This is a genomic window from Mesorhizobium sp. M0189 (genome assembly GCF_040322135.1).
In the GTDB taxonomy this organism is placed as follows: domain Bacteria; phylum Pseudomonadota; class Alphaproteobacteria; order Rhizobiales; family Rhizobiaceae; genus Mesorhizobium.
Genome location: NZ_JAMYSW010000001.1, coordinates 404,340 through 423,537, shown reverse-complemented (window position 1 = coordinate 423,537; position 19,198 = coordinate 404,340). Strand labels below are relative to the sequence as shown.

Annotated in this window: 21 protein-coding genes and 1 tRNA gene; 7 read left to right on the top strand and 15 right to left on the bottom strand. The window is 63.2% G+C overall.

The genetic code is table 11. The features are described 5' to 3' along the window. Nucleotides 1–39: 39 nt before the first annotated feature. From NKJ09_RS02025 to NKJ09_RS02010, 4 genes are all read right to left on the bottom strand, one after another. Nucleotides 40–738, bottom strand: coding sequence for a DnaJ domain-containing protein (locus NKJ09_RS02025; protein ID WP_023717747.1), 699 nt, complete (start codon nucleotides 736–738; stop codon nucleotides 40–42). After that, nucleotides 738–1,469 (bottom strand): vWA domain-containing protein, encoded by a 732-nt coding sequence (locus tag NKJ09_RS02020; RefSeq protein ID WP_352482282.1) that lies wholly within the window; start codon nucleotides 1,467–1,469, stop codon nucleotides 738–740. Before NKJ09_RS02020 ends, NKJ09_RS02025 begins: the two co-directional genes overlap by 1 nt. A gap of 124 nt (nucleotides 1,470–1,593) precedes the next feature. Next, nucleotides 1,594–2,031, bottom strand: a complete 438-nt coding sequence (locus NKJ09_RS02015) for a DUF1489 family protein (RefSeq protein WP_023717749.1) — start codon at nucleotides 2,029–2,031, stop codon at nucleotides 1,594–1,596. A gap of 85 nt (nucleotides 2,032–2,116) precedes the next feature. Further along, entirely contained in the window at nucleotides 2,117–3,520 is a 1,404-nt protein-coding gene (locus tag NKJ09_RS02010; RefSeq protein WP_352494595.1) for an L-serine ammonia-lyase, read from the bottom strand. Nucleotides 3,521–3,690: 170 nt separating this feature from the next. Between NKJ09_RS02010 and NKJ09_RS02005 the strand changes: the two genes are divergently transcribed. Continuing rightward, a complete protein-coding gene (locus NKJ09_RS02005) occupies nucleotides 3,691–4,410 on the top strand; it encodes a DUF599 domain-containing protein (RefSeq protein ID WP_352494594.1) in 720 nt (239 codons plus the stop codon). Here NKJ09_RS02005 and NKJ09_RS02000 read toward each other — a convergent pair. The 6 genes from NKJ09_RS02000 to NKJ09_RS01975 all read right to left on the bottom strand — a co-directional run bounded on the left by NKJ09_RS02000 (nucleotide 4,383) and on the right by NKJ09_RS01975 (nucleotide 8,750). Beyond that, a complete protein-coding gene (locus tag NKJ09_RS02000; protein WP_352494593.1) occupies nucleotides 4,383–5,180 on the bottom strand; it encodes a YdcF family protein in 798 nt (265 codons plus the stop codon). The two genes, NKJ09_RS02005 and NKJ09_RS02000, sit on opposite strands and share 28 nt — an antisense overlap. Nucleotides 5,181–5,208: 28 nt before the next feature. Beyond that, the gene (locus tag NKJ09_RS01995) at nucleotides 5,209–6,774 is read right to left on the bottom strand and encodes an amidase (RefSeq protein ID WP_352494592.1); all 1,566 of its coding nucleotides are present in this window, start codon (nucleotides 6,772–6,774) and stop codon (nucleotides 5,209–5,211) included. Beyond that, a complete protein-coding gene (locus NKJ09_RS01990) occupies nucleotides 6,774–7,232 on the bottom strand; it encodes a GNAT family N-acetyltransferase (protein ID WP_352494591.1) in 459 nt (152 codons plus the stop codon). Before NKJ09_RS01990 ends, NKJ09_RS01995 begins: the two co-directional genes overlap by 1 nt. Nucleotides 7,233–7,239: 7 nt before the next feature. Further along, a complete protein-coding gene (gatC, locus tag NKJ09_RS01985) occupies nucleotides 7,240–7,527 on the bottom strand; it encodes an Asp-tRNA(Asn)/Glu-tRNA(Gln) amidotransferase subunit GatC (RefSeq protein WP_023717756.1) in 288 nt (95 codons plus the stop codon). A gap of 75 nt (nucleotides 7,528–7,602) precedes the next feature. Next, nucleotides 7,603–8,019: a hypothetical protein gene (locus NKJ09_RS01980; protein ID WP_023717757.1), complete on the bottom strand. Its 417-nt coding sequence runs from the start codon at nucleotides 8,017–8,019 to the stop codon at nucleotides 7,603–7,605. A 23-nt stretch (nucleotides 8,020–8,042) separates the two neighbouring features. Beyond that, entirely contained in the window at nucleotides 8,043–8,750 is a 708-nt protein-coding gene (locus tag NKJ09_RS01975) for a metal-dependent hydrolase (protein WP_023717758.1), read from the bottom strand. Nucleotides 8,751–8,867: 117 nt separating this feature from the next. On the opposite strand from NKJ09_RS01975, the gene ruvX reads away from it, so the two are divergent. After that, nucleotides 8,868–9,353: a Holliday junction resolvase RuvX gene (gene ruvX / locus NKJ09_RS01970; protein ID WP_023717759.1), complete on the top strand. Its 486-nt coding sequence runs from the start codon at nucleotides 8,868–8,870 to the stop codon at nucleotides 9,351–9,353. Here the strand turns inward: ruvX and NKJ09_RS01965 are convergent. The 3 genes from NKJ09_RS01965 to NKJ09_RS01955 all read right to left on the bottom strand — a co-directional run bounded on the left by NKJ09_RS01965 (nucleotide 9,320) and on the right by NKJ09_RS01955 (nucleotide 11,977). After that, nucleotides 9,320–9,631, bottom strand: a complete 312-nt coding sequence (locus NKJ09_RS01965; RefSeq protein WP_023717760.1) for a DUF6105 family protein — start codon at nucleotides 9,629–9,631, stop codon at nucleotides 9,320–9,322. The two genes, ruvX and NKJ09_RS01965, sit on opposite strands and share 34 nt — an antisense overlap. Beyond that, nucleotides 9,631–10,185 (bottom strand): hypothetical protein, encoded by a 555-nt coding sequence (locus NKJ09_RS01960; protein ID WP_023717761.1) that lies wholly within the window; start codon nucleotides 10,183–10,185, stop codon nucleotides 9,631–9,633. Before NKJ09_RS01960 ends, NKJ09_RS01965 begins: the two co-directional genes overlap by 1 nt. A gap of 163 nt (nucleotides 10,186–10,348) precedes the next feature. Further along, complete coding sequence (locus NKJ09_RS01955; protein WP_352494589.1) at nucleotides 10,349–11,977, bottom strand: DNA alkylation response protein; 1,629 nt, start codon at nucleotides 11,975–11,977, stop codon at nucleotides 10,349–10,351. Between the two features lie 155 nt (nucleotides 11,978–12,132). Here NKJ09_RS01955 and NKJ09_RS01950 point away from each other — a divergent pair, with 155 nt between their 5' ends. From NKJ09_RS01950 to dprA, 4 genes are read left to right on the top strand one after another with little or no spacing between them, the layout of a single operon-like run. Continuing rightward, nucleotides 12,133–13,098, top strand: a complete 966-nt coding sequence (locus tag NKJ09_RS01950; protein ID WP_352494588.1) for an aspartate carbamoyltransferase catalytic subunit — start codon at nucleotides 12,133–12,135, stop codon at nucleotides 13,096–13,098. After that, the gene (locus tag NKJ09_RS01945) at nucleotides 13,095–14,381 is read left to right on the top strand and encodes a dihydroorotase (protein WP_023717764.1); all 1,287 of its coding nucleotides are present in this window, start codon (nucleotides 13,095–13,097) and stop codon (nucleotides 14,379–14,381) included. The genes NKJ09_RS01950 and NKJ09_RS01945 overlap by 4 nt, the downstream gene beginning before the upstream one ends. Before the next feature lie 57 nt (nucleotides 14,382–14,438). After that, nucleotides 14,439–15,026: a glycerol-3-phosphate 1-O-acyltransferase PlsY gene (gene plsY, locus NKJ09_RS01940; RefSeq protein ID WP_352482272.1), complete on the top strand. Its 588-nt coding sequence runs from the start codon at nucleotides 14,439–14,441 to the stop codon at nucleotides 15,024–15,026. Further along, on the top strand, nucleotides 15,023–16,147 hold the full coding sequence (gene dprA, locus NKJ09_RS01935) for a DNA-processing protein DprA (RefSeq protein WP_352494586.1): 1,125 nt from the start codon (nucleotides 15,023–15,025) through the stop codon (nucleotides 16,145–16,147). Before plsY ends, dprA begins: the two co-directional genes overlap by 4 nt. 526 nt (nucleotides 16,148–16,673) lie before the next feature. Here the strand turns inward: dprA and NKJ09_RS01930 are convergent. Then, nucleotides 16,674–16,749 (bottom strand) — tRNA-Lys (locus tag NKJ09_RS01930). 308 nt (nucleotides 16,750–17,057) lie between these two features. Between NKJ09_RS01930 and NKJ09_RS01925 the strand changes: the two genes are divergently transcribed. Beyond that, nucleotides 17,058–17,537 (top strand): BA14K family protein, encoded by a 480-nt coding sequence (locus tag NKJ09_RS01925; protein WP_023717768.1) that lies wholly within the window; start codon nucleotides 17,058–17,060, stop codon nucleotides 17,535–17,537. A 148-nt stretch (nucleotides 17,538–17,685) separates the two neighbouring features. Here NKJ09_RS01925 and glpK read toward each other — a convergent pair whose 3' ends face one another. Further along, the gene (gene glpK / locus NKJ09_RS01920; RefSeq protein ID WP_023717769.1) at nucleotides 17,686–19,179 is read right to left on the bottom strand and encodes a glycerol kinase GlpK; all 1,494 of its coding nucleotides are present in this window, start codon (nucleotides 19,177–19,179) and stop codon (nucleotides 17,686–17,688) included. Nucleotides 19,180–19,198 lie beyond the last annotated feature (19 nt).

Below are 19,198 nucleotides of genomic sequence, written 5' to 3'. Positions count from 1 at the left end.
GAAACGATATCTTTCCCGAAAGTTCTGCGTCGAAGGAGACTAGTTGTGATTGGAGAGCAAGACGTCCTTGGCTTCGTTGATCCGCGCCGCCAGGAAAGACGTGCCACCGATATCGGGGTGCAGGCGCTGCATCAGGCGGCGGTGCGCCTTGCGGACATCCGCCGCGGCAGCCCCCGCTTCAAGACCAAGGATCTTGTAGGCCTCCTCCTTAGTCATGGCGCCCGAACCTGGCGCAACACCCAGCCCTTCGCCACCATTCGCATCAGCGTCTTTGCGCCAGATGGGAAATCTGCCGTCAAGATACGTCTCTAGCAGCTGGCGGCTCTCCGGATCGCCGGAGAGCTCGCGATAAAGTTGCTGCAATTCGGCAAGCCCCATCGAGCCAAGCATCTTGCCTTCATGGCGCCCAGCCAGCACGAGGCCTTCGAGGCCGCCGGTGTCGTGATCGAGTTCCATCTCAAGCGCCGCGGTACGCACCGTCGAACGCTTGCCCGGTGCCAGTTTTGCGGCCGGCTGATTCATGCGCATGGAGCCATACCAGGCGAGCGCGGCCGACAGGATCAAGCCGCCGAGGCCCTCGCGCCCGACCAGCAGCACGGCAACGCCGACCAGCCCGAGCAGCACGGGTCCAAGGGTCCTCATGCCGCCTGCAAGCTTCCCCGGATCGGCGCGCAGGAAGATGGTGAGCATGCCGAGAAGCACCAGAAGCAATGCTACAAAAGCGATAATCGCGCCCATCAGTTTCCGCCGCCCCGTAGATGCTCGATCATCAGCCGGTCCTCCGGCCTGCCCCGGTCCTCCAGTGCTTTCAGACCGCCGGTCGCAAACACGGCGACGGACGAAAGCAGGCCGGCCAAGGTCGCGGCAGCCCGCCGATCAAACCGGAACCAGGCCCCTTTGGACAGCCGTGCAATTTCCTTGAACGCCTTTTCTGCACCGGCATCATGGCCTTCCTGAAAAACGAAGACAGGAACGCCGTGCAGACCTAGGCTACCGGCCTTTTCGGCCAGATCATCTATGTTTTCTTCCATCGCATCGCCGATATAGACCAGCGCGTTGACCTTGGCCGCCGCCGTCTGTTTCAGCGCATGGGCGAGCACCTTGCCGATCTGGGTGTGGCCGCTACGGCAGTCGATGCGCGTCATCAGCTGCTTCAGAGCTTCGGTATCGGTGACGAATGCGGAGGAACGGCACTCGCCAAGCCCGCGGAAATAGACCAGTTGAACCTTGAGCACCCCAGCCTTGCCGACGGCGTCGAACATCTCGGCCTGCAGCGCACAGGCGAGATCCCAGGTCGGCTGGCGGCTCATCGTAGCGTCGAGGGACAGGATCAGCCTGCCTGAACCGGTGGCGGATGCAGCGAGCGTCCTTGCCTGACGGAGAAAGGCGTCGATCTCGCCGGTGCTCGATTGGGACTCGACCGGCGCAGGATTGGCCTTTGCAGGCACGGGCTGCTTCTTGTCGCTCATGACATTCAAGATGTGGCGTTGTTCCCCAGCTTGCAAGCCCAGATCAGGCGACCTGCAGGACCGGTGATGATGGCAACTGCGGACAAGCGTTCGGCCGGTGCGCTTGGCGTTACGGTTCTTGGCGTCAGAGTAGGCCGAGATCGGCAAGCTCACGCCTGAGCTTCGGCGGCATTTCGATCAGCCCGGCTTTGCCCTTGCCGAGATCGGCCGGCGCGTCCGCCGGCTTCAGGTAGCGCCACCCTTGGAATGCACGGCGCGGCTGCCAGTCGGTGCGCACGACCTCGGGATCGAGGATCAGATGGCAGCGGCCGATGCCATCGTCATCAGTGAAGGGCCGGATTTCGGTGATCAGCTGACGGCATTGGACATTGCCCTTGACCACCCAGTAGAGCGAGCCGCCGTCGGTGATCTCGGCGCCGCGCGTCGGCACCATGCGGGTGGTGTGGTAGTGTTCGGCCGGTTCGCCGGCGCGGCGCCGCTCGTCGAGGCGGAAGGCAATCCACTCTTCCAGATCCTCGACGCTGTCACAGCCGACGCAAAGCTTTATGAGATTGAGAGACATCGTTTAAGGTTTAGCCCAGCACGCGAACGCGTCAACGGCCTGATCGACTTCTCCACAGTGGTGGTCCAGGCCGCCAGACTGGCGCTCAGCACTCCACGACATTGACGGCCAATCCGCCTAGGCTGGTTTCCTTGTACTTTTCGTTCATGTCGAGGCCGGTCTGCCGCATCGTCTCGATCGCCGCATCGAGCGGCACGAAATGAACGCCATCGCCCTTGATGGCCAGCGAAGCGGCGGTCACCGCCTTGACAGCGCCAAGCGCGTTGCGCTCGATGCACGGCACCTGCACCAGGCCGCCGACCGGATCGCAGGTCATGCCGAGATGATGTTCCAGCGCGATTTCGGCAGCGTTCTCGACCTGCTCGGGCGTGCCGCCCATGACGGCGCACAATCCCGCCGCAGCCATCGCCGAAGCCGAACCGACCTCGCCCTGGCAGCCTACCTCGGCCCCCGAGATCGAAGCATTGGTCTTGATGATGCCGCCAACGGCCGCCGCCGTCAGCAGGAAATCGCGGATACTTGGCTGGTCGGCTTCGGGATGGAAATGCAGCCAATAGCGCAACACCGCGGGCAGAGTGCCGGCCGCCCCATTGGTTGGCGCGGTGACGACACGGCCGCCGGCGGCGTTCTCCTCGTTGACCGCCATTGCATAGATCGACAGCCAGTCATTGGCGAGCAGCGGGTTGGGCCGGTTCTGCTGCCATTGCTCCTGCAACTTGTCGTGCAGCATCCGGGCACGGCGGCGCACCTTCAGTCCGCCCGGCATGATGCCGTCTTGCGACAGGCCGCGCTCGATGCATCCCTTCATGGCGCTCCAAATGCCGTCGAGGCCGGCGTCGAGCTCCTCGCGCGACATCTGCGTCTCCTCGTTGACGCGCTTCATCTCGGCGATGGAAAGGCCACTTTTCGATGCCATTGAGAGCATTTCGACGGCGTTCTTGAACGGATATGGAACCTTCTTGCCTTCGGTTGTCGCCGAGCCCCTCGCCTTCATCCGCTGCAATTCTTCCTCGGAAACGACAAAGCCGCCGCCGATCGAATAGTAGACGCGCCTCAGCAGCAACCGGTCTCCGGCATCATAGGCAGAAAACGCCATGCCATTGGCGTGACCCGGCAGCGGCGTCTTGCGATCCAGTACCAGATCCGTTGCCGGGTCGAAACGATAGGACGGATGGCCGGGCGGCGAAATCCGCTTCTCGGCGGCGATGCGAGCGGCGATGCCGTCGGCGTGGTCAGGATCCACCGTCTGCGGCGTCTGGCCGGCGAGGCCGAGCACCACGGCGCGATCGGAGCCATGGCCGATGCCGGTATAGGCGAGCGAGCCATGCAGGCTGGCCGCGATTCGGTCGACCCTGGCGCCGGCCGGACGCGGCCAGTCGTCTCCCGCAATCTCGTCGAGAAACCGCCGCGCAGCCGTCATCGGCCCCATCGTGTGCGAACTCGATGGGCCGATGCCGATCTTGAACAGGTCGAAAACCGAAAGGAACACGTGGGCGTTTTCTCCTGGGACCCTGTTGAGCTCTATATATAGGAATTCCCATGATGTTTTCCGCTGTTTTGAAGATTGCGGCGCTGCGCCTGCCGACCTTGTTTGCTCCGGCAGCGACATTCCGGCTTCGGCCATCGAAGCGTTGCCTCGGCTTGTGGTAAAAGCACCGCATGAGCGATTCCTTTCATCTATCGACGGCCGACCTTGCAGCGCTGGGGTTCTTCCTCGCCGCGTGGGTGCTGCATACGCTCGCCGCCGACGGAATGCTGGTCAGCCGCATGTCGCTGACGAGGGCGATGAACGCGCAGCGCGAGGCCTGGATGAGGACCATGGCCGAACGCGAGATCCGCATCGTCGACACCGCCATCATGAGCGGCCTGCAACAGGGGACCGCCTTCTTTGCCTCCAGTTCGCTGATTGCGATCGGCGGCTGTTTTGCCTTGCTCGGCGCTTCCGATCAGGTTCTCACTGTGCTGAGCGACCTGCCGTTTGGCGCCACATCCTCACGCGCCGCCTTCCAGACGAAGGTGTTCGGGCTGGTGCTGATCCTGGCCTTTTCCTTCTTCAAGTTCGGCTGGGCTTACCGGCTGTTCAACTATTGCTCGATCCTGATCGGCGCGGTGCCGATTCCGCATGGCGAGGCGTCGCGCAATCCGGTCACCGAAACGGCGGTGTGGCGCGCGGCCCGCATGAACATGCTGGCCGGGAAGCATTTCAATTCCGGGCTGCGCGGCGTGTTCTTCTCGATCGGTTATCTTGGCTGGTTCGTCGATCCCGCCGTTTTCGTGCTATCGACGCTGCTGCTTCTGGCGGTGCTGGTGCGCCGCCAATTTTTCTCGGCGGCGCGGCAGGCGGTGCTCGGTCAGCCGCCCGGCCCGGGAAAAGGCTGATCAATGCGGCCCGACAGCCAATAGGCGACGAGCCCGATCCATTCGCGAATCGCGATGGTCGTGGTCTGCAGCGCTTCGTTGGTAGATTTGCGGAACAGGCTGATACCTTCCTTACCGGAGGTGCGGTAGTCGACCGGCCATGGAACCGTCGGGAAGCCGGCTCTGTCGAACAGCGCCTTGGCGCGCGGCATGTGGAAGGCTGAGGTCACCAGCAGCCAGATCTCGCCGGGTTTCGGCGTAATCAGCCGCTTGGTGAAGACGGCATTCTCGTAGGTGTTGCGTGACTTGTCTTCCAGGATCAGACGATCGGCCGCCACGCCGAGCGCAGTGAGTACGCGTGGCGCCGTGGTTGAGTCGCCTTCGTCCTCACCGATTATTGCAACGGGGCCGCCTGAAATGACGACTCTCGCTGTCGGAAAACGCCGCGCCAGCACGGCTGCCTCGACAATTCGATCGCCACTGGCGTTGAGTTCATAACCGCCGCGAACGAAATTGATGGCGCCGTCCATACCGCCGCCGAGCACAACGATTCCGTCAACCCTTTCCGGCAGGGGTGGCTTAGGGAAACGCTCCTCGAGCGGATTGAGCATCACTGCGCCGAGCGAGGTCCATGCTGACACTGCCAGGACAAGGAAGGCCAGCACGCTGCCGGTGGCAAATAGCCTTTTGCGCCCGACCAATGCCGCAAGCAATCCAGCCAGCAGCAGGATGATCGCGAGATTAAGCGGCTGGACGAAGAGCCACAGGACCTTGGAGACATAGAAGAACATCCCTCACCCCCTCAGATGAGAAACGATCCTACCACCATTTTTCCGGCTGAAATGTGCCGGCCGCCTGTTCGATGACATGGGCGGTCTGGAACAGCGTTTCCTCGTCGAAAGGCCGGCCGATCAGCTGCAGGCCGAGTGGCAGCCCCTTGGCGTCGAGCCCGGCCGGAACCGCGATGCCGGGCAAGCCGGCCATGTTCACCGTCACCGTAAAGATGTCGTTGAGATACATCTTGACCGGGTCGGCGGCCATGTCTTCGTCTGCGATGCCGAAGGCGGCGGACGGCGTTGCCGGCGTCAGGATGACGTCGACACCTGCGACAAACACATTTTCGAAATCGCGCTTGATCAGGTTACGAACCTTCTGCGCCTGCAGATAGTAGGCATCGTAGTAGCCAGCGGAAAGCACATAGGTGCCGATCATGATGCGGCGCTTGACCTCACGCCCGAAGCCGGCGGCGCGGGTCTTTTCATACATGTCGACAATGTCCTTGCCGGGCACGCGCAATCCATAGCGGACGCCGTCGTAACGGGCGAGGTTGGACGAGGCTTCGGCGGGCGCAACAATGTAATAGGCCGGCAGCGCGTATTTCGTGTGCGGCAGCGAGATGTCGACAATCTCGGCGCCGGCATCCCTCAGCCAGGCAATGCCCTTCTGCCACAACGCCTCGATCTCCTCGGGCATGCCGTCGACACGGTATTCCTTGGGGATGCCGACCTTCATCCCCTTGATCGAGCGGCCGATCGCCGCCTCGTAATCCGGCACCGGCAGGTCGACGGAGGTCGTGTCCTTCGGGTCGACCGAAGCCATCGACTTCAACAGGATCGCGGCATCGCGCACGTCGCGCGCGATCGGCCCGGCCTGGTCGAGCGACGAGGCGAAGGCGACGACGCCCCAACGCGAGCAGCGGCCATAGGTCGGCTTAATGCCGACCGTGCCGGTGAAGGCGGCGGGCTGGCGGATCGAGCCGCCGGTGTCGGTGGCGGTAGCGCCGGCGCACAGGAAGGCCGAGACGGCTGATGCCGAGCCACCGGACGAACCGCCCGGCACCAGCTGGGCATTGTCCAACGTGCGCGCGGTCCTGGTGCCGCCCGCCGAAACGAAGCCGCCCTCGCCCTGATGTGTCGTCGGCATTACCACCGTGTCGAGCCGCGAACGCCGCCACGGGTTGATGACAGGCCCGTAATACGAGGTCTCGTTGGACGAGCCCATGGCGAACTCGTCCATGTTGAGCTTGCCGAGCATGACGGCGCCATCCGCCCACAGATTGGCGGTGATAGTCGATTCGTAGCGCGGCTTGAACCCGTCAAGCACGTGGCTGCAGGCCTGGGTGTGGACGCCTTCGGTGCCGAACAGATCCTTGATGCCGAGCGGGATACCCTCGAGGGACCCGCCCTCGCCCTTGGCCAGTTTCGCGTCGGAGGCCTTGGCCATGTCGCGCGCTTTGTCGCCGGTGACCACGATATAGGCATTGAGCGCAGGATTGGCTCGCTCGATCGCCGACAGATAAGCCTCGGTGACTTCGGTGGCGGTGATCTCCCTGGAGCGCAATTTGGCGCGGGCCTGCGAAATCGTCAGTTGGGTCAGGTCGCTCATCAGGCAAGGCTCTTTTCGTAAAACACCGACCACTCGGAATTGGGGTAATTCAGCACCGGCCCGCAGCGCGAAAAACCGGCGCGTTCGTAGACGGTCCAGGCGGCGGGATGACGGTCGCCCGTCTCCAGCACCAGACGCTTCAGCCCTTCTTGGCGCGCCAAGCCCTCGATCCGCTCGACGATCATCGCACCGATCTTGCGGCCGCGATGCGAAGGCCGCGTATACATACGCTTGACCTCGCCGACGACAGCGTCGTGGCGCTTCAGCGCGCCGCAACCGATGGCAAGGCCGTCGTCGCGGGCGATGAAAACGGTCGTCTCGCGGTCCGCCATCTGCTCGACCGTCAAATGGTAGCAATGCTCCGGCGGCGTCAACTCCAGCAATGTGGCGTTGAGCTCCTCGACCAGCCCACGCACATCGTCCTGCAGCGGCGTCTCCGCGGCGATCTCGATTACCATCGGCCAGCTACTCCACGACCTTTGGCACGAGAAAGAAGTTCTCTTCGGTTGCCGGCGCGTTGGCGACGATGTCGGCTGCCTTGCTGCCGTCGGTGACGACGTCCTGGCGCTTCTTCATTGCCATCGGCGTGACCGAGGTCATCGGCTCGACGCCGGAAACATCGACCTCGTTCAACTGCTCGACAAAGCCCAAAATGGCGTTCAATTCGCCGGTCATGCGCTCTGCATCCTCCTCGCTCACCGCAATGCGGGCAAGGTGCGCGACGCGCTTCACGGTTTTAATATCAACGGACATGTTGTGCCTCGGGGAAAACCAGCGCTATAGCGGCGCAGCGCGTGCCGCGCAACATGCATCGTGCCGACAACTGCCCTACGGCATCGCCACGCCGTCGCAGAGGAAATAGCTGCCACCGTTGCCGCTCTGCTCGCTTTCGTCCGCGGCAGGCCGAACCGAAACCAGGTCGATCTGCTTCGGGTTCATCTGAGTCAGTGAGAGAACATCCGGAAAGACGTAGCCCGGCTCCTGGCAGATGGCGGTCACCGCCCAGCTTGGCGACCGTGTCGCCTTGGTGATCTGCAGGAACTCGCAGTTATATTCGATGCTTTCCAATCCGTTTGCCGACAGTACGATATTGCCGCCCTCGATCACCGTCTGCAGCGTATCCTTTTTGGCCTGCGCGCAGAGATCCTCCGATTGCAGATAGATGCCCTCGATGAAATCCTCGGCGGCCAGCGCCGGCGATGCGGCAACCAGCATAGAAATGCAAAGAGAGTTTCTCAGACCCATGTCGTCATTCCGGTTCGCTATTCCTACAGCGTAATCGTCTCGCCGATCTTCGGCAACGCCACTTTCACACCCGATCCGTCCAGCCCGGCCACAAACTTGTCGGCGGTCTGATCTATCATCGGAAATGTGCCGAAGTGAGCGGGAACGACCGTCTCGAACTTGAAGAAACGCTGGCAGGCAAGAGCTGCCACCGCGCCACCCATGGTGAAGCGGTCGCCGATCGGCACGATGCCGATCTTCGGCTCATGCAACTCGTTGATCAGCGCCATATCGGAAAAGATGTCTGTGTCGCCCATATGGTAGAGCGTCTTATCCTCGGGGAAGTGCAGGACGAGCCCGCCCGGATTGCCGAGATAGGTGTTCTGGCCGCTCTCGCCTAGAAAGGACGATGAATGCAGAGCCTGAACGAAAGTGGTGGTGAAGCCGCCGCAATCGACGGTACCGCCGATATTGCCGGGATTGATTTGCTTGTCACTGACGCCTTTGCCGACCAGGTACATGCAAATCTCGAAATTGGCGACAAGCATCGCGCCGCTTTTCTTGAGCACTTCGACGGCGCCGCTGATGTGGTCGCTGTGGCCATGGGTAAGCAACACGTGCGTGACCCCTTCGGCCGGCTCTTCCCAGCCGCCTGTCCATGACGGATTGCCGACCAGATACGGGTCGATGAGGATTTTCGCGCCTTCGATTTCGACGCGGAATGCCGAGTGTCCGTACCAGGTAAGTTTCATCAATACCTTCCTCGATTTTTGCTTCGGTAGAGGCTAGAACGCCGACGGCGAAATTAAAGTGCCGCGGCATATGTTGCGCGTATAGGAAGTGCGGCGTCGCGGTCAAAGGAAAAGCCGTTGGGCATCATCACGATCGAGGAGTTGCCGGGCCGGCTCGGCGGCGGCAAGACCCTGGCTGGGCTTGACCTCGGCGACAAGACGATCGGCGTGGCGGTTTCGGACCGCGGCTTGTCCTTCGCGCACCCGCGCCCTGTCATCATGCGCAAGAAATTCTCGCTCGATGCCGCGGTGCTGCTCGCTCTGCTGCAGAAGGAAAATGCCGGCGCAGTGGTGATCGGCCTCCCCATCAACATGGACGGCTCGGAAGGCCCACGCGCCCAAAAATCCCGCGCTTTCGTCCGCAACATGGCTGGATTGACCGATCTGCCGTTCGTCTTTTGGGACGAAAGGCTGTCGACGGTGGCGGCCGAGCGGACACTGATCGAGATGGATTTTTCCCGCAAGAAACGCGCCGGCAAGATCGATTCAGCGGCGGCGGCCTTCATCCTGCAGGGTGTTCTCGACCGGCTTCAGGCGCTCGGAGTCGATGCCTGGTCGAAATAGCGATTGCGCGTTGCCTTGATCCAGCTGCCGATCGCCTTGCGGCGGCGAAATGCCCAGAACGCCATCAGCAGTAGGCCGTCGAAGACGCAAGCCTTCGCCACCATGCCCGGGATGAGCGCCGGATCGACGCCGAGCATCTGCCCATAAAGCTGGAAAACGAGATCGTGCAATTGGCGGCTCAGCATGACATAGCCGAAATTGATATCGTTGAGCGACAGAAAGAACCAGCCCCAGAACAGGAGGAGCGGAGCCGCCCACAGCGCGAACAAGGTGCGCATCAGCGATCGTCCCTCGAATCCGGCCGGCCCGAAATGCGCGCAAGCGAGGAATTGTACGCCGCTGCCTTGGCCATGATATGCGCGGCCGCGCGGATTTCGCCGGTCACTGGAACTGCCGCGGCAGCGGCTGAGCGCCGCTCGGCGAGCATCGCGACATATGACGCCAGAAGTGCCGCCAATTGCACGGCGACAACCATGAACAGCCCATTGATGCCTTGCGCAGCGCCGCCGATGACGATCAACGACAGCACGCCCGAGGCCGAGATGAAGGCGATCCGCACAACACTGTCGGCTGGGTCCGGGTTGGTGGCGTCGCTGGTCAATGCTTCAACAAAGGCCCAGCAGAACAGCACCGCGACGACAAGCAATGCCACGGCGAGCGGCGCCACGACGACGGCGTTTTCAAGATCGGCAAAGCGAGTGTTCTGGACGGGAACGCCGAGCACGCCAAGGGCCGCCGCGACGCCACGATTCCCATCGATGCAGATGAACGCCAGCAGGGCGAAAACGGCCGCCCAATGCAATGCCAGAAAAGAGCTCAAAATATGCCGCATGACGCTCCTGCTTCGCAGGACAAAGACCGCTCAGCCGAACAGTCCTTGCCTTAACCATAACACTGGGCTTTGCCACCGGCCGCCGCAATGGAAACCATTTGTTAAGGTTAACGATCATCCACAGGGCGCGCGAAAAAAAGCGGCTACGACCCGGGCGACGGCACTAGTTGATCGGCGGGTAGAGCGTGTCGATGATCATCCGCGCATCGTGGCGCGAATCGAGCATTCCATAGGTGTTGCGCCACTGGCCGGCGAGGCGCGTCTCGACGAAGGCGTCGGCGATCCGCCCTGCCCCCAGCCTGCGAAGCTCTGCCGCCGCCGCCGACAATGCTAATTGCTCGGTCAACAGCCGCGCTGAGCCCTCGTCGGTTGCAGCGACCTGCATTGCTGCCTTGAGCACGCCGACGGTGCCGCGTCCGCCAGCGCCGAGATCGCGGTCGATGCCGGCCAGCACGTCATCGAACAGGCCTGGCGCGCGGCCGAGCACTCGCAACACGTCGAGCGCCATGACGTTGCCTGAACCCTCCCAGATCGCGTTGACCGGAGCTTCGCGATAGTAGCGGGCGAGCGGCCCCTCCTCGACATAGCCATTGCCGCCGAGGCATTCCATCGCCTCATAGAGCAGCGGCGGCGCAATCTTGCAGACCCAGTATTTGACGACCGGCGTCATGGCGCGGGCGAAGGCCGCCTCGCCGCGGTCGCCGGCCGCCTCGTCGAAGGAGCGCGCCAGCCGGAACGACAGCGCGGTAGCGGCGGCAACGTCGAGCGCCATGTCGGCCAGAACACGCTGCATCAGCGGCTGCTCGATCAGATTGGTTCCGAACACCTGGCGGTGGCGCGTATGGTGGACGGCCTCGGCCAGTCCGGCCCGCATGATCGCCGAGGAGGCGACGGCACAGTCGAGCCGCGTCAGGGTCACCATGTCCATGATCGTCTTCACGCCGGCGCCGGGCTCGCCAACCATCTCGCCGATGGCATTGACGAATTCCACCTCGGAGGACGCATTGGAGCGGTTGCCGAGCTTGTCCTTCAGCCGCTGAAAGCGGAAGCCGTTGCCGGATCCGTCGCCAAGCAAGCGGGGAACGAGAAAGCACGACAGTCCCTCCGGCGCCTGTCCGAGCACCAGGAAGGCATCCGACATCGGCGCCGACATGAACCATTTGTGGCCGGTCAGGCGATAAAAACCGCTGCCGGCGCGCTCGGCCTTGGTGACGTTGGCACGAACATCGGTACCGCCTTGCTTCTCGGTCATGCCCATGCCGAGCGTCAGCCCGGCTTTTTCGACCGGCGGCTTTTGGCCCTGATCGTATTTGCGCGTCGTCACCCGAGGCGCCCATTCGCGAAACAGCTTCGGGCTGGCCATCAGCGCTGCCAGCGAAGCGCTGGTCATGGTGATCGAGCAAAGATGCCCGGTTTCGAGCTCAGCCGTGAGGTAAAAGCGCGCGGCGCGCACCTGGTGGCGGCGGCCGATCTCGGCGTCGCCATTCTCCCAGACCGACGAATGCAGCCCGTTGGCGACCGAGCGGCGCATCAGCGCGTGATAGGCGGGGTGGAACTCGACCTGGTCGATGCGCCGGCCCTGGCGATCATGGGTCCTGAGCTTCGGCGTCTCGACATTGGCAAGACGGGCCAGCTCCTGCGCCTCATGCGTCAAAACGAAACGGCCAAGCCCGTCGAGGTCCTTGCGCACCGGATCGGAAAAGCGCTCGGCAAGCTGGATCAGCAACGGATCGCCCCGCCAGGCGTTGCCGCCGGCCAGCGGCGGCGGCTGGTTGGTCACGTCGTCGGTCACGCTTCGTCCTTATCACCTGAAGTCTGCGAATCCAAAGTCATCGCGGTTTATAGCCTATGGCCGGCGGCGCGCGACGAAAATACCGGGGAGAACCGATCCAATCCCAAGCCGGTGCTTGCAGCCGCGGAGCCTCCCCCCTATAGCAGCGACTTGAGATGACTGACGCATCGTCCCTTCCACTTTATCCCCACCGCCATCTTCTAGGCATCCGCGATCTTTCCCCCGCCGACATCGAGCTTCTGCTCGACCGGGCGGACCGGGCCGTTGCCATCTCGCGGCAATCGGACAAGAAGACATCGACGCTGCGCGGCCGCACCCAGATCAATCTCTTCTACGAAGCCTCGACCCGTACGCAATCGTCGTTCGAGCTGGCCGGCAAACGGCTCGGCGCCGACGTCATGAACATGTCGGTGGCAAGCTCGTCGGTGAAGAAGGGCGAGACGCTGATCGATACCGCGATGACGCTGAACGCCATGCGCCCCGACATATTGATCATCCGCCACCAATCGGCGGGCGCGGCGGCACTTCTTGCTCAAAAGGTCGGCTGCTCGGTGGTCAATGCCGGCGACGGCGCTCATGAACATCCAACGCAGGCGCTGCTCGACGCGCTGACCATCCGCCGCGCCAAGGGTCCGTTGTCGAAGCTGATCGTGGCGATCTGCGGTGACATCCTGCATTCGCGCGTGGCCCGCTCCAATATCATTCTGCTCAACGCACTCGGTGCCCAAGTACGGGTCGTCGCCCCTTCGACGCTTTTGCCCGCCGGCATCGAGAAGATGGGCGTCATCGTCACCCGCTCGATGGGCGAGGGTCTGAAGGACGCCGACGTGGTGATGATGTTGCGCCTGCAGCGCGAACGCATGGAAGGCGCTTTCGTACCCTCGGTGCGTGAATATTTCCGCTATTTCGGGCTCGACGCCGAGAAGCTGAAAGCGGCCAAGGAGGGTGCGCTGGTCATGCATCCCGGCCCGATGAACCGCGGCGTCGAGATCGCCTCCGAGATCGCCGACGGCCCGCAAAGCGTTATCCAGGAACAGGTTGAGATGGGCGTCGCCGTGCGCATGGCGGTGATGGAAGCGCTGCTCGACCCCCGTCGAAACCACGAGGGCCGCGGCGCATGAGCATAACGGTCTTCAGCCGCGCCCGCATCGTCGACCCATCGCGCGGCATCGACGAGATAGGCACCGTCATCGTCGAAGGACGCAAAATCGTTGCCGCCGGCAAGGCGGCCTTGAACCAGGGCGCGCCCGAAGACGCCACGATCATCGAGTGCGCTGGTAAGGCGATCATCCCCGGCCTGATCGATGCACGTGTCTTCATCGGCGAACCGGGCGGCGAACACCGCGAAACCATCGCATCGGCGAGCATTGCTGCGGCGGCGGGCGGCGTCACCTCAATCGTCATGATGCCCGATACCGACCCGGTGATCGACAATGTCGCACTGGTCGAGTTTGTGCTGCGCACCGCCAAGGACACGGCAATCGTCAACATCTTTCCGGCGGCAGCGATCACCAAGGGGCTGGAAGGCCGCGAGATGACCGAATTCGGCCTATTGCGCGAGGCTGGAGCGGTCGCCTTCACCGACGGCCGGCATTCTATCGCCAGCGCGCTGGTGATGCGTCGCGCGCTGACCTACGCGCGCGATTTCGACGGCGTCATCGCGCATGAAACCCAGGACGCCGATCTCGCCTCGGCCGGCGTGATGAACGAAGGCCTTTACGCAAGCTGGCTTGGCCTTGCCGGCATTCCTCGCGAGGCCGAATCAATCCCCCTGGAGCGCGATCTCGCGCTGGCTCGCCTGACCGGCGGCTCCTATCACGCTGCCAAGATCTCGACGGCTATGGCGGCAGACGCGGTAGCGCGCGCAAAAGCCGACGGGGCCAACGTCACAGCAGGCGTGTCGATCCACAATCTGTCGCTCAACGAGAATGATGTCGGCGAGTACCGCACCTTCTTCCGGCTGACGCCGCCGCTGCGCGCCGAGGAAGACCGGCTGGCGATGATCGAGGCGGTCAAGGACGGCACCATCGACCTCATCGTCTCCTCGCACGACCCGCAGGACGTCGACACCAAGCGCCTGCCCTTCGCCGATGCTGCGGCCGGCGCCATCGGGCTGGAAACGCTGCTGGGCGCGGCGCTGCGGCTCTATCACAATGGCGACGTGACGCTGCTCCGGCTGGTCGAGACCTTATCCACCGCGCCGGCAAGATTGTTCAGCCTGCCCGGCGGCACGCTGAAACCGGGGGCTTTGGCCGACCTTGCACTCGTCGATCTGGACGAGCCATGGATCGTCAGCGAGAGCGGCATCCGCTCGCGCTCGAAAAACACCTGTTTCGAAGGCGCGCGGCTGCAAGGCAAAGTCTTGCAAACGATGGTGGCGGGCCGCACAGTGTTTTCGGCCTAGGACGGAACAGGCGTCACGCCTTCAAATCCGTTCAGCCAAGGAAACTTCGGGGGAACAATGGCTTACAGTCCCGTCTTGGCATTGGTGTTCGGCTATCTTCTCGGCTCGATCCCCTTCGGGCTGCTGATCACCCGTGCCGCCGGCCTCGGCGACGTGCGCAACATCGGCTCCGGCAACATCGGCGCCACCAATGTGCTGCGCACCGGCAACAAGGGTCTGGCGGCGGCCACCCTGCTGCTCGACGCCCTTAAAGGCACCGCGGCTGTGCTGATCGCCGGCCGCTTTGCACCTGAGCTCGGACTCTGGGCCGGTTTCGGTGCGTTTCTAGGCCACCTCTTTCCGGTCTGGCTCGGCTTCAAGGGCGGCAAGGGTGTCGCCACCTACCTCGGCGTGCTGATCGGCCTTGCCTGGCAGGTGGCGGTGATCTTCGCCGTTGTCTGGCTCGCGGTGGCTTTCCTGTTCCGCTACTCCTCGCTGGCGGCATTGACGGCAGCGGTCGTCGTGCCAGTGGCCTTGTACTTCCTGAGCACGCCGCAGATTGCCGGGCTTTTCGCGGCGATGAGCCTGATCGTCATCATAAAGCACCGCGCCAACATTGCGCGGCTGCTTGCCGGCACCGAGGGTAAGATCGGGGCAAAGGAGTGAGCGAGCCCGCCGCCGGGCCGCGCCTCAGCGACCGGCAGCGGCTGAGCTGGCTTCGCCTGATCCGCACGCCGAATGTCGGCCCGGCTTCCTTTCGCGACCTGATCAACCGGTTCGGTTCGGCCGAAGCAGCGCTTGCGATGCTGCCGGAGCTGATGATTTCGGGTGGCGCCAAAAAAATCGTCCGCATTCCGTCCATTGCCGAGGCCGAGGCCGAGCTGGAGGCAGCCAGGCGGGCGGGCGCCCGCTTCGTCGGCATCGGCGAGGCGGATTATCCGCCGCTGATGAAGAGCATGGACCATCCGCCGCCGTTGCTCGCGGTCAGGGGCAGTAGTGCGGTTTTCCGCTTGCCCGCGGTCGCCATCGTCGGCGCTCGCAACGCCTCGCTGGCCGGCATCAAGATGGCGCGGATGCTGGCGGCGGATCTCGGCCGCGACGGCTATGGCATCGTCTCCGGCTTGGCGCGCGGCATCGATACGGCCGCGCACCAGGGCAGCCTTTCGACCGGCACGATCGGTGTGCTCGCCGGCGGCATCGATTTGCCCTACCCGCCCGAAAATGCCGGGCTGTGCGACGAGATTGCCGAGCGCGGTGGCGCCATCGTCTCGGAAATGCCGTTTGGCTGGCAGCCGCGCGCGCACGATTTTCCGCGCCGCAACCGGCTTGTTGCTGGCGCCGCATTGGGATTGGTGGTGGTCGAGGCCGCACAGCGCTCCGGCTCGCTGATCAGCGCCCGGCTTGCCGGTGAGATGGGCCGACTGGTCTTCGCCGTTCCCGGTTCGCCGCTCGATCCGCGCGCCGCCGGCACCAATGGCCTGCTCAAGGACGGCGCCACCCTTGTCACCGAGGCCGCCGATGTCACCAGTGCGATCGCGCCGCTGGTCGGCGCCTGGGCGCCAAGGACATCGCCGCTTGAAGAGCCGCCCGACTTTTCGGCAACGCCGCCGCCGCGCGAGGATGACCGCGACCGCGTCGTCGAGGCACTCGGCCCGACGCCGGTAGCAGTCGACGAGATCATCCGCCACACCGGCCTGCATCCCGCCCAAGTGTTCATGGTGCTGCTGGAGCTCGACCTCGCCGGCCGGCTCGAACGCCATGCCGGCGGTAGTGTCTCGCTGATTTGACCGGGAGCTTGCGCATGTCCCGGCGCGCATTCAGACGTGATTTCATGACCGATCTAAGCAACAAACCAAAGCGGACGCTGTTCACTCGTAAGACGGCCTTCGTTTGGGCGGCATTGAGCGTCGTGCTGGCGCTGCAATGGTCGATGGATCTCGGCACGCTGGGTTTTCCCGACAGCTATACAACGCCCTTCGCAAGAGGGACGAGCACGCTTCTGGGCATTCTGACGGCAGCCTGCATGGCCCAGGGTCTCTACTTTTTCCTGGCCGGCGTGTTCGGCAGAAAGGTAAGCGCCGTCGGTCTTTGCCCGCAAATCCTTGCCGCAGCGGTTCTCACGGTGGTGCCGGCGCTTATCGTGAAGGATTGTCCGCATTCGCAGCTGTGCAGCAGAGCCTATGAGGCGCTCACCGGCACGATGATGGACGATGGGGCGGTGGTTAAGGCCACCGCATGCGTTCGGCACGAGGTTGTCACCCATTTCTTAGGTACAAACTGTTACCCATGTCTCCGGGCCGTACATCTGGATTTTGGTGAGCGCGATGGGATTCGAACCCATGACCTACTGATTAAAAGTCAGTTGCTCTACCGGCTGAGCTACGCGCTCCCGCGGGCTCAGAAAGGCCGCCCTCGAAATTGCGCGGAACATAGGGAGAGTGCCTCTGCCGGTCAACCGGAAAAAGACGGCTCGCACACCGGGCTTTCCAGCAGTGTCATCATGCCTTGCGGAGCGCTTCGGCGTTGACGGAACTGCCTCCCTCTCGCACAAGGCCGAAGCTCGCCCTCTATGGCGACAAAGGCAAGCAGCAAATCGGGAGAACCTTTGCGGATCAGCAACTTGGGATTTTTGGCGGAACAATTTGCGCAGCCTGCCCGTTTCCCGCGATAAGGGACATGCGTTTCAAGGAGAAGATCATGAATAGGATCATGTCGGGCCTGCTGGCGACCACTCTTTCGATCTCATTCGCTGCCGCGGAGATCGTGCCAGTCAACGCTCAGCCCAGCTATGCGCCCCCGGCCCAGGGGATCACCTCGAATGTCCAGACCGTCCAGTACGAGCCGTGGCGGAGGCACCGGAGTTTCAACCGCGATTTCTCGCGTCGCGATTTCTCCCGGCGCAGTTTTGCGCGTGACGATGGCATGTATTGGCGTGGCCATCGCGGCTATCGCGAATATCGTCGCGGCTATCGCCGTCACGGTGACTACTGGTTCCCGCTGGCCGCCTTCGCCACCGGAGCGCTGATTACGGGCGCTATCGTCAACAGCCAGAATCGTGTCTATCGTGGCGATGCCCACGTGCAGTGGTGCTACGACCGTTATCGGAGCTATCGCGCTTCTGACAACACTTACCAGCCCAACTACGGTCCGCGCCGGCAGTGCCGGTCGCCTTACTGAGTCCTAAAGCGCGTCGCGTTCGATCGGCCTCATGCGACGCGCTATCGCAAAACCGCTGTTTGCGCGACATGCATTAGATTAGAGGCTGCAGGCCCGCGCCCGAAACGGCGCGGGTGTTTCATTAGTGCGTATCCGGTGGCATCCCTGCCTATTGAGTACTGAGCGTCCTGCGTACAGCGTGGCGCCAACCTGCCAGCTTGGCGGCACGTGTCGAAGCATCCATGTCCGGCTTGAACCGGCGCTCGAGCGCCCAACTCCTGGCGAATTCCGCGGCCTTCGGCCAGACACCCGCCTTCGAGCCGGCCAGCCAAGCCGCACCAAGCGCCGTCGTCTCGAGAATTGTCGGCCGGTCGACCGGCGCATCGAGAATGTCGGCCAGCCGCTGCATGGTCCAGTCCGACGCCACCATGCCGCCATCGACCCTGAGCACGGTCTTGGCCGAGGCGCCCTTCCAGTCCTTTCGCATGGCGTCAAGCAGGTCGCGGGTCTGGAAGGCAACGGATTCCAGTGCCGCGCGGGCAAATTCCGCCGGCCCCGAATTGCGGGTCAGCCCGAAGATGGCGCCGCGCGCCTCGGCATCCCAGTGCGGTGCGCCGAGCCCGACGAAAGCCGGCACCAGATAGACGTTCTGCGTTGGATCGGCTTCCGCCGCCAATTTGCCGCTCTGCTCGGCCTTGCCGATCACCTTGATGCCGTCGCGCAGCCATTGTACGGCGGCGCCGGCGATAAAGATCGAGCCCTCCAGTGCATAGGTGGTCTTGCCGTTCAGCCTATAGGCGATGGTGGTCAAAAGCCGGTTCTTCGAACGCACCAGATCGCTGCCGGTGTTGAGCAGCGCGAAGCAACCGGTGCCGTAGGTGGATTTCATCATGCCCGGATCGAAACAGGCCTGGCCGATCGCCGCCGCATGCTGGTCGCCGGCCACACCGAGGATTCTGATCTCTGCACCAAACAGGCTTTTGTCTGTGATTCCAAAATCATCGGCACAATCTTTCACCTGCGGCAGCATTCTTGCAGGTATGCCAAGAATGGCCAGCAGCTCGTCGTCCCAGGCATTTTGTTCGATGTTGTAGACCAGTGTGCGCGAGGCATTGGTGGCGTCAGTGGCGTGGACCTTGCCGCCAGTCAGGCGCCAAATCAGAAAACTGTCGATGGTGCCGGCCAGCAGTTCGCCCTTCTCGGCGCGTTTTCTGGCGCCCTTCACCTTGTCCAGCATCCAGGCGATCTTGGTGCCGGAGAAATAGGGATCGAGTAGCAGGCCGGTCTTTTTTGTGAATTTCTTCTCCAGCCCCAGCTTCTTCAGTTTCTGGCATAGCGGCGCGGTGCGGCGGTCCTGCCAGACAATCGCGTTGTGGATCGGCTTGCCGGTCTCTTTGTCCCAGATGACGACGGTTTCGCGCTGGTTGGTAATGCCGATCGCGGCGACTTCGGCTGCGTTGCGGCCAGCTGTCTTCAGCGCGGCCTTCACCGTTTCCACGACGCTTGCCCATATCTCCTCGGGATCGTGCTCGACCCAGCCGGAGGCCGGATAATATTGAGTGAATTCCTTTTGCCCGCTGCCGACGACCTTCATCTTGTCGGCGAACAGGATCGCCCGGCTCGATGTCGTCCCCTGGTCGATTGCAAGGATGTATCCGGTCATTCTCTCTCCCGTCGAAGCG

Bases quoted from the DNA above. Each gene is read 5' to 3' on its own strand.
- NKJ09_RS02000 (WP_352494593.1), bottom strand. From the start codon at position 5,180: ATGTTCTTCTATGTCTCCAAGGTCCTGTGGCTCTTCGTCCAGCCGCTT.
- NKJ09_RS02015 (WP_023717749.1), bottom strand. From the start codon at position 2,031: ATGTCTCTCAATCTCATAAAGCTTTGCGTCGGCTGTGACAGCGTCGAG.
- NKJ09_RS02005 (WP_352494594.1), top strand. From the start codon at position 3,691: ATGAGCGATTCCTTTCATCTATCGACGGCCGACCTTGCAGCGCTGGGG.
- NKJ09_RS02020 (WP_352482282.1), bottom strand. From the start codon at position 1,469: ATGAGCGACAAGAAGCAGCCCGTGCCTGCAAAGGCCAATCCTGCGCCG.
- NKJ09_RS01945 (WP_023717764.1), top strand. From the start codon at position 13,095: ATGAGCATAACGGTCTTCAGCCGCGCCCGCATCGTCGACCCATCGCGC.
- NKJ09_RS01960 (WP_023717761.1), bottom strand. From the start codon at position 10,185: ATGCGGCATATTTTGAGCTCTTTTCTGGCATTGCATTGGGCGGCCGTT.
- gatC (WP_023717756.1), bottom strand. From the start codon at position 7,527: ATGTCCGTTGATATTAAAACCGTGAAGCGCGTCGCGCACCTTGCCCGC.
- NKJ09_RS01950 (WP_352494588.1), top strand. From the start codon at position 12,133: ATGACTGACGCATCGTCCCTTCCACTTTATCCCCACCGCCATCTTCTA.
- NKJ09_RS02025 (WP_023717747.1), bottom strand. From the start codon at position 738: ATGGGCGCGATTATCGCTTTTGTAGCATTGCTTCTGGTGCTTCTCGGC.
- NKJ09_RS01925 (WP_023717768.1), top strand. From the start codon at position 17,058: ATGAATAGGATCATGTCGGGCCTGCTGGCGACCACTCTTTCGATCTCA.
- NKJ09_RS01990 (WP_352494591.1), bottom strand. From the start codon at position 7,232: ATGGTAATCGAGATCGCCGCGGAGACGCCGCTGCAGGACGATGTGCGT.
- NKJ09_RS01975 (WP_023717758.1), bottom strand. From the start codon at position 8,750: ATGAAACTTACCTGGTACGGACACTCGGCATTCCGCGTCGAAATCGAA.
- NKJ09_RS01980 (WP_023717757.1), bottom strand. From the start codon at position 8,019: ATGGGTCTGAGAAACTCTCTTTGCATTTCTATGCTGGTTGCCGCATCG.
- NKJ09_RS01965 (WP_023717760.1), bottom strand. From the start codon at position 9,631: ATGCGCACCTTGTTCGCGCTGTGGGCGGCTCCGCTCCTCCTGTTCTGG.
- NKJ09_RS01995 (WP_352494592.1), bottom strand. From the start codon at position 6,774: ATGAGCGACCTGACCCAACTGACGATTTCGCAGGCCCGCGCCAAATTG.
- glpK (WP_023717769.1), bottom strand. From the start codon at position 19,179: ATGACCGGATACATCCTTGCAATCGACCAGGGGACGACATCGAGCCGG.
- plsY (WP_352482272.1), top strand. From the start codon at position 14,439: ATGGCTTACAGTCCCGTCTTGGCATTGGTGTTCGGCTATCTTCTCGGC.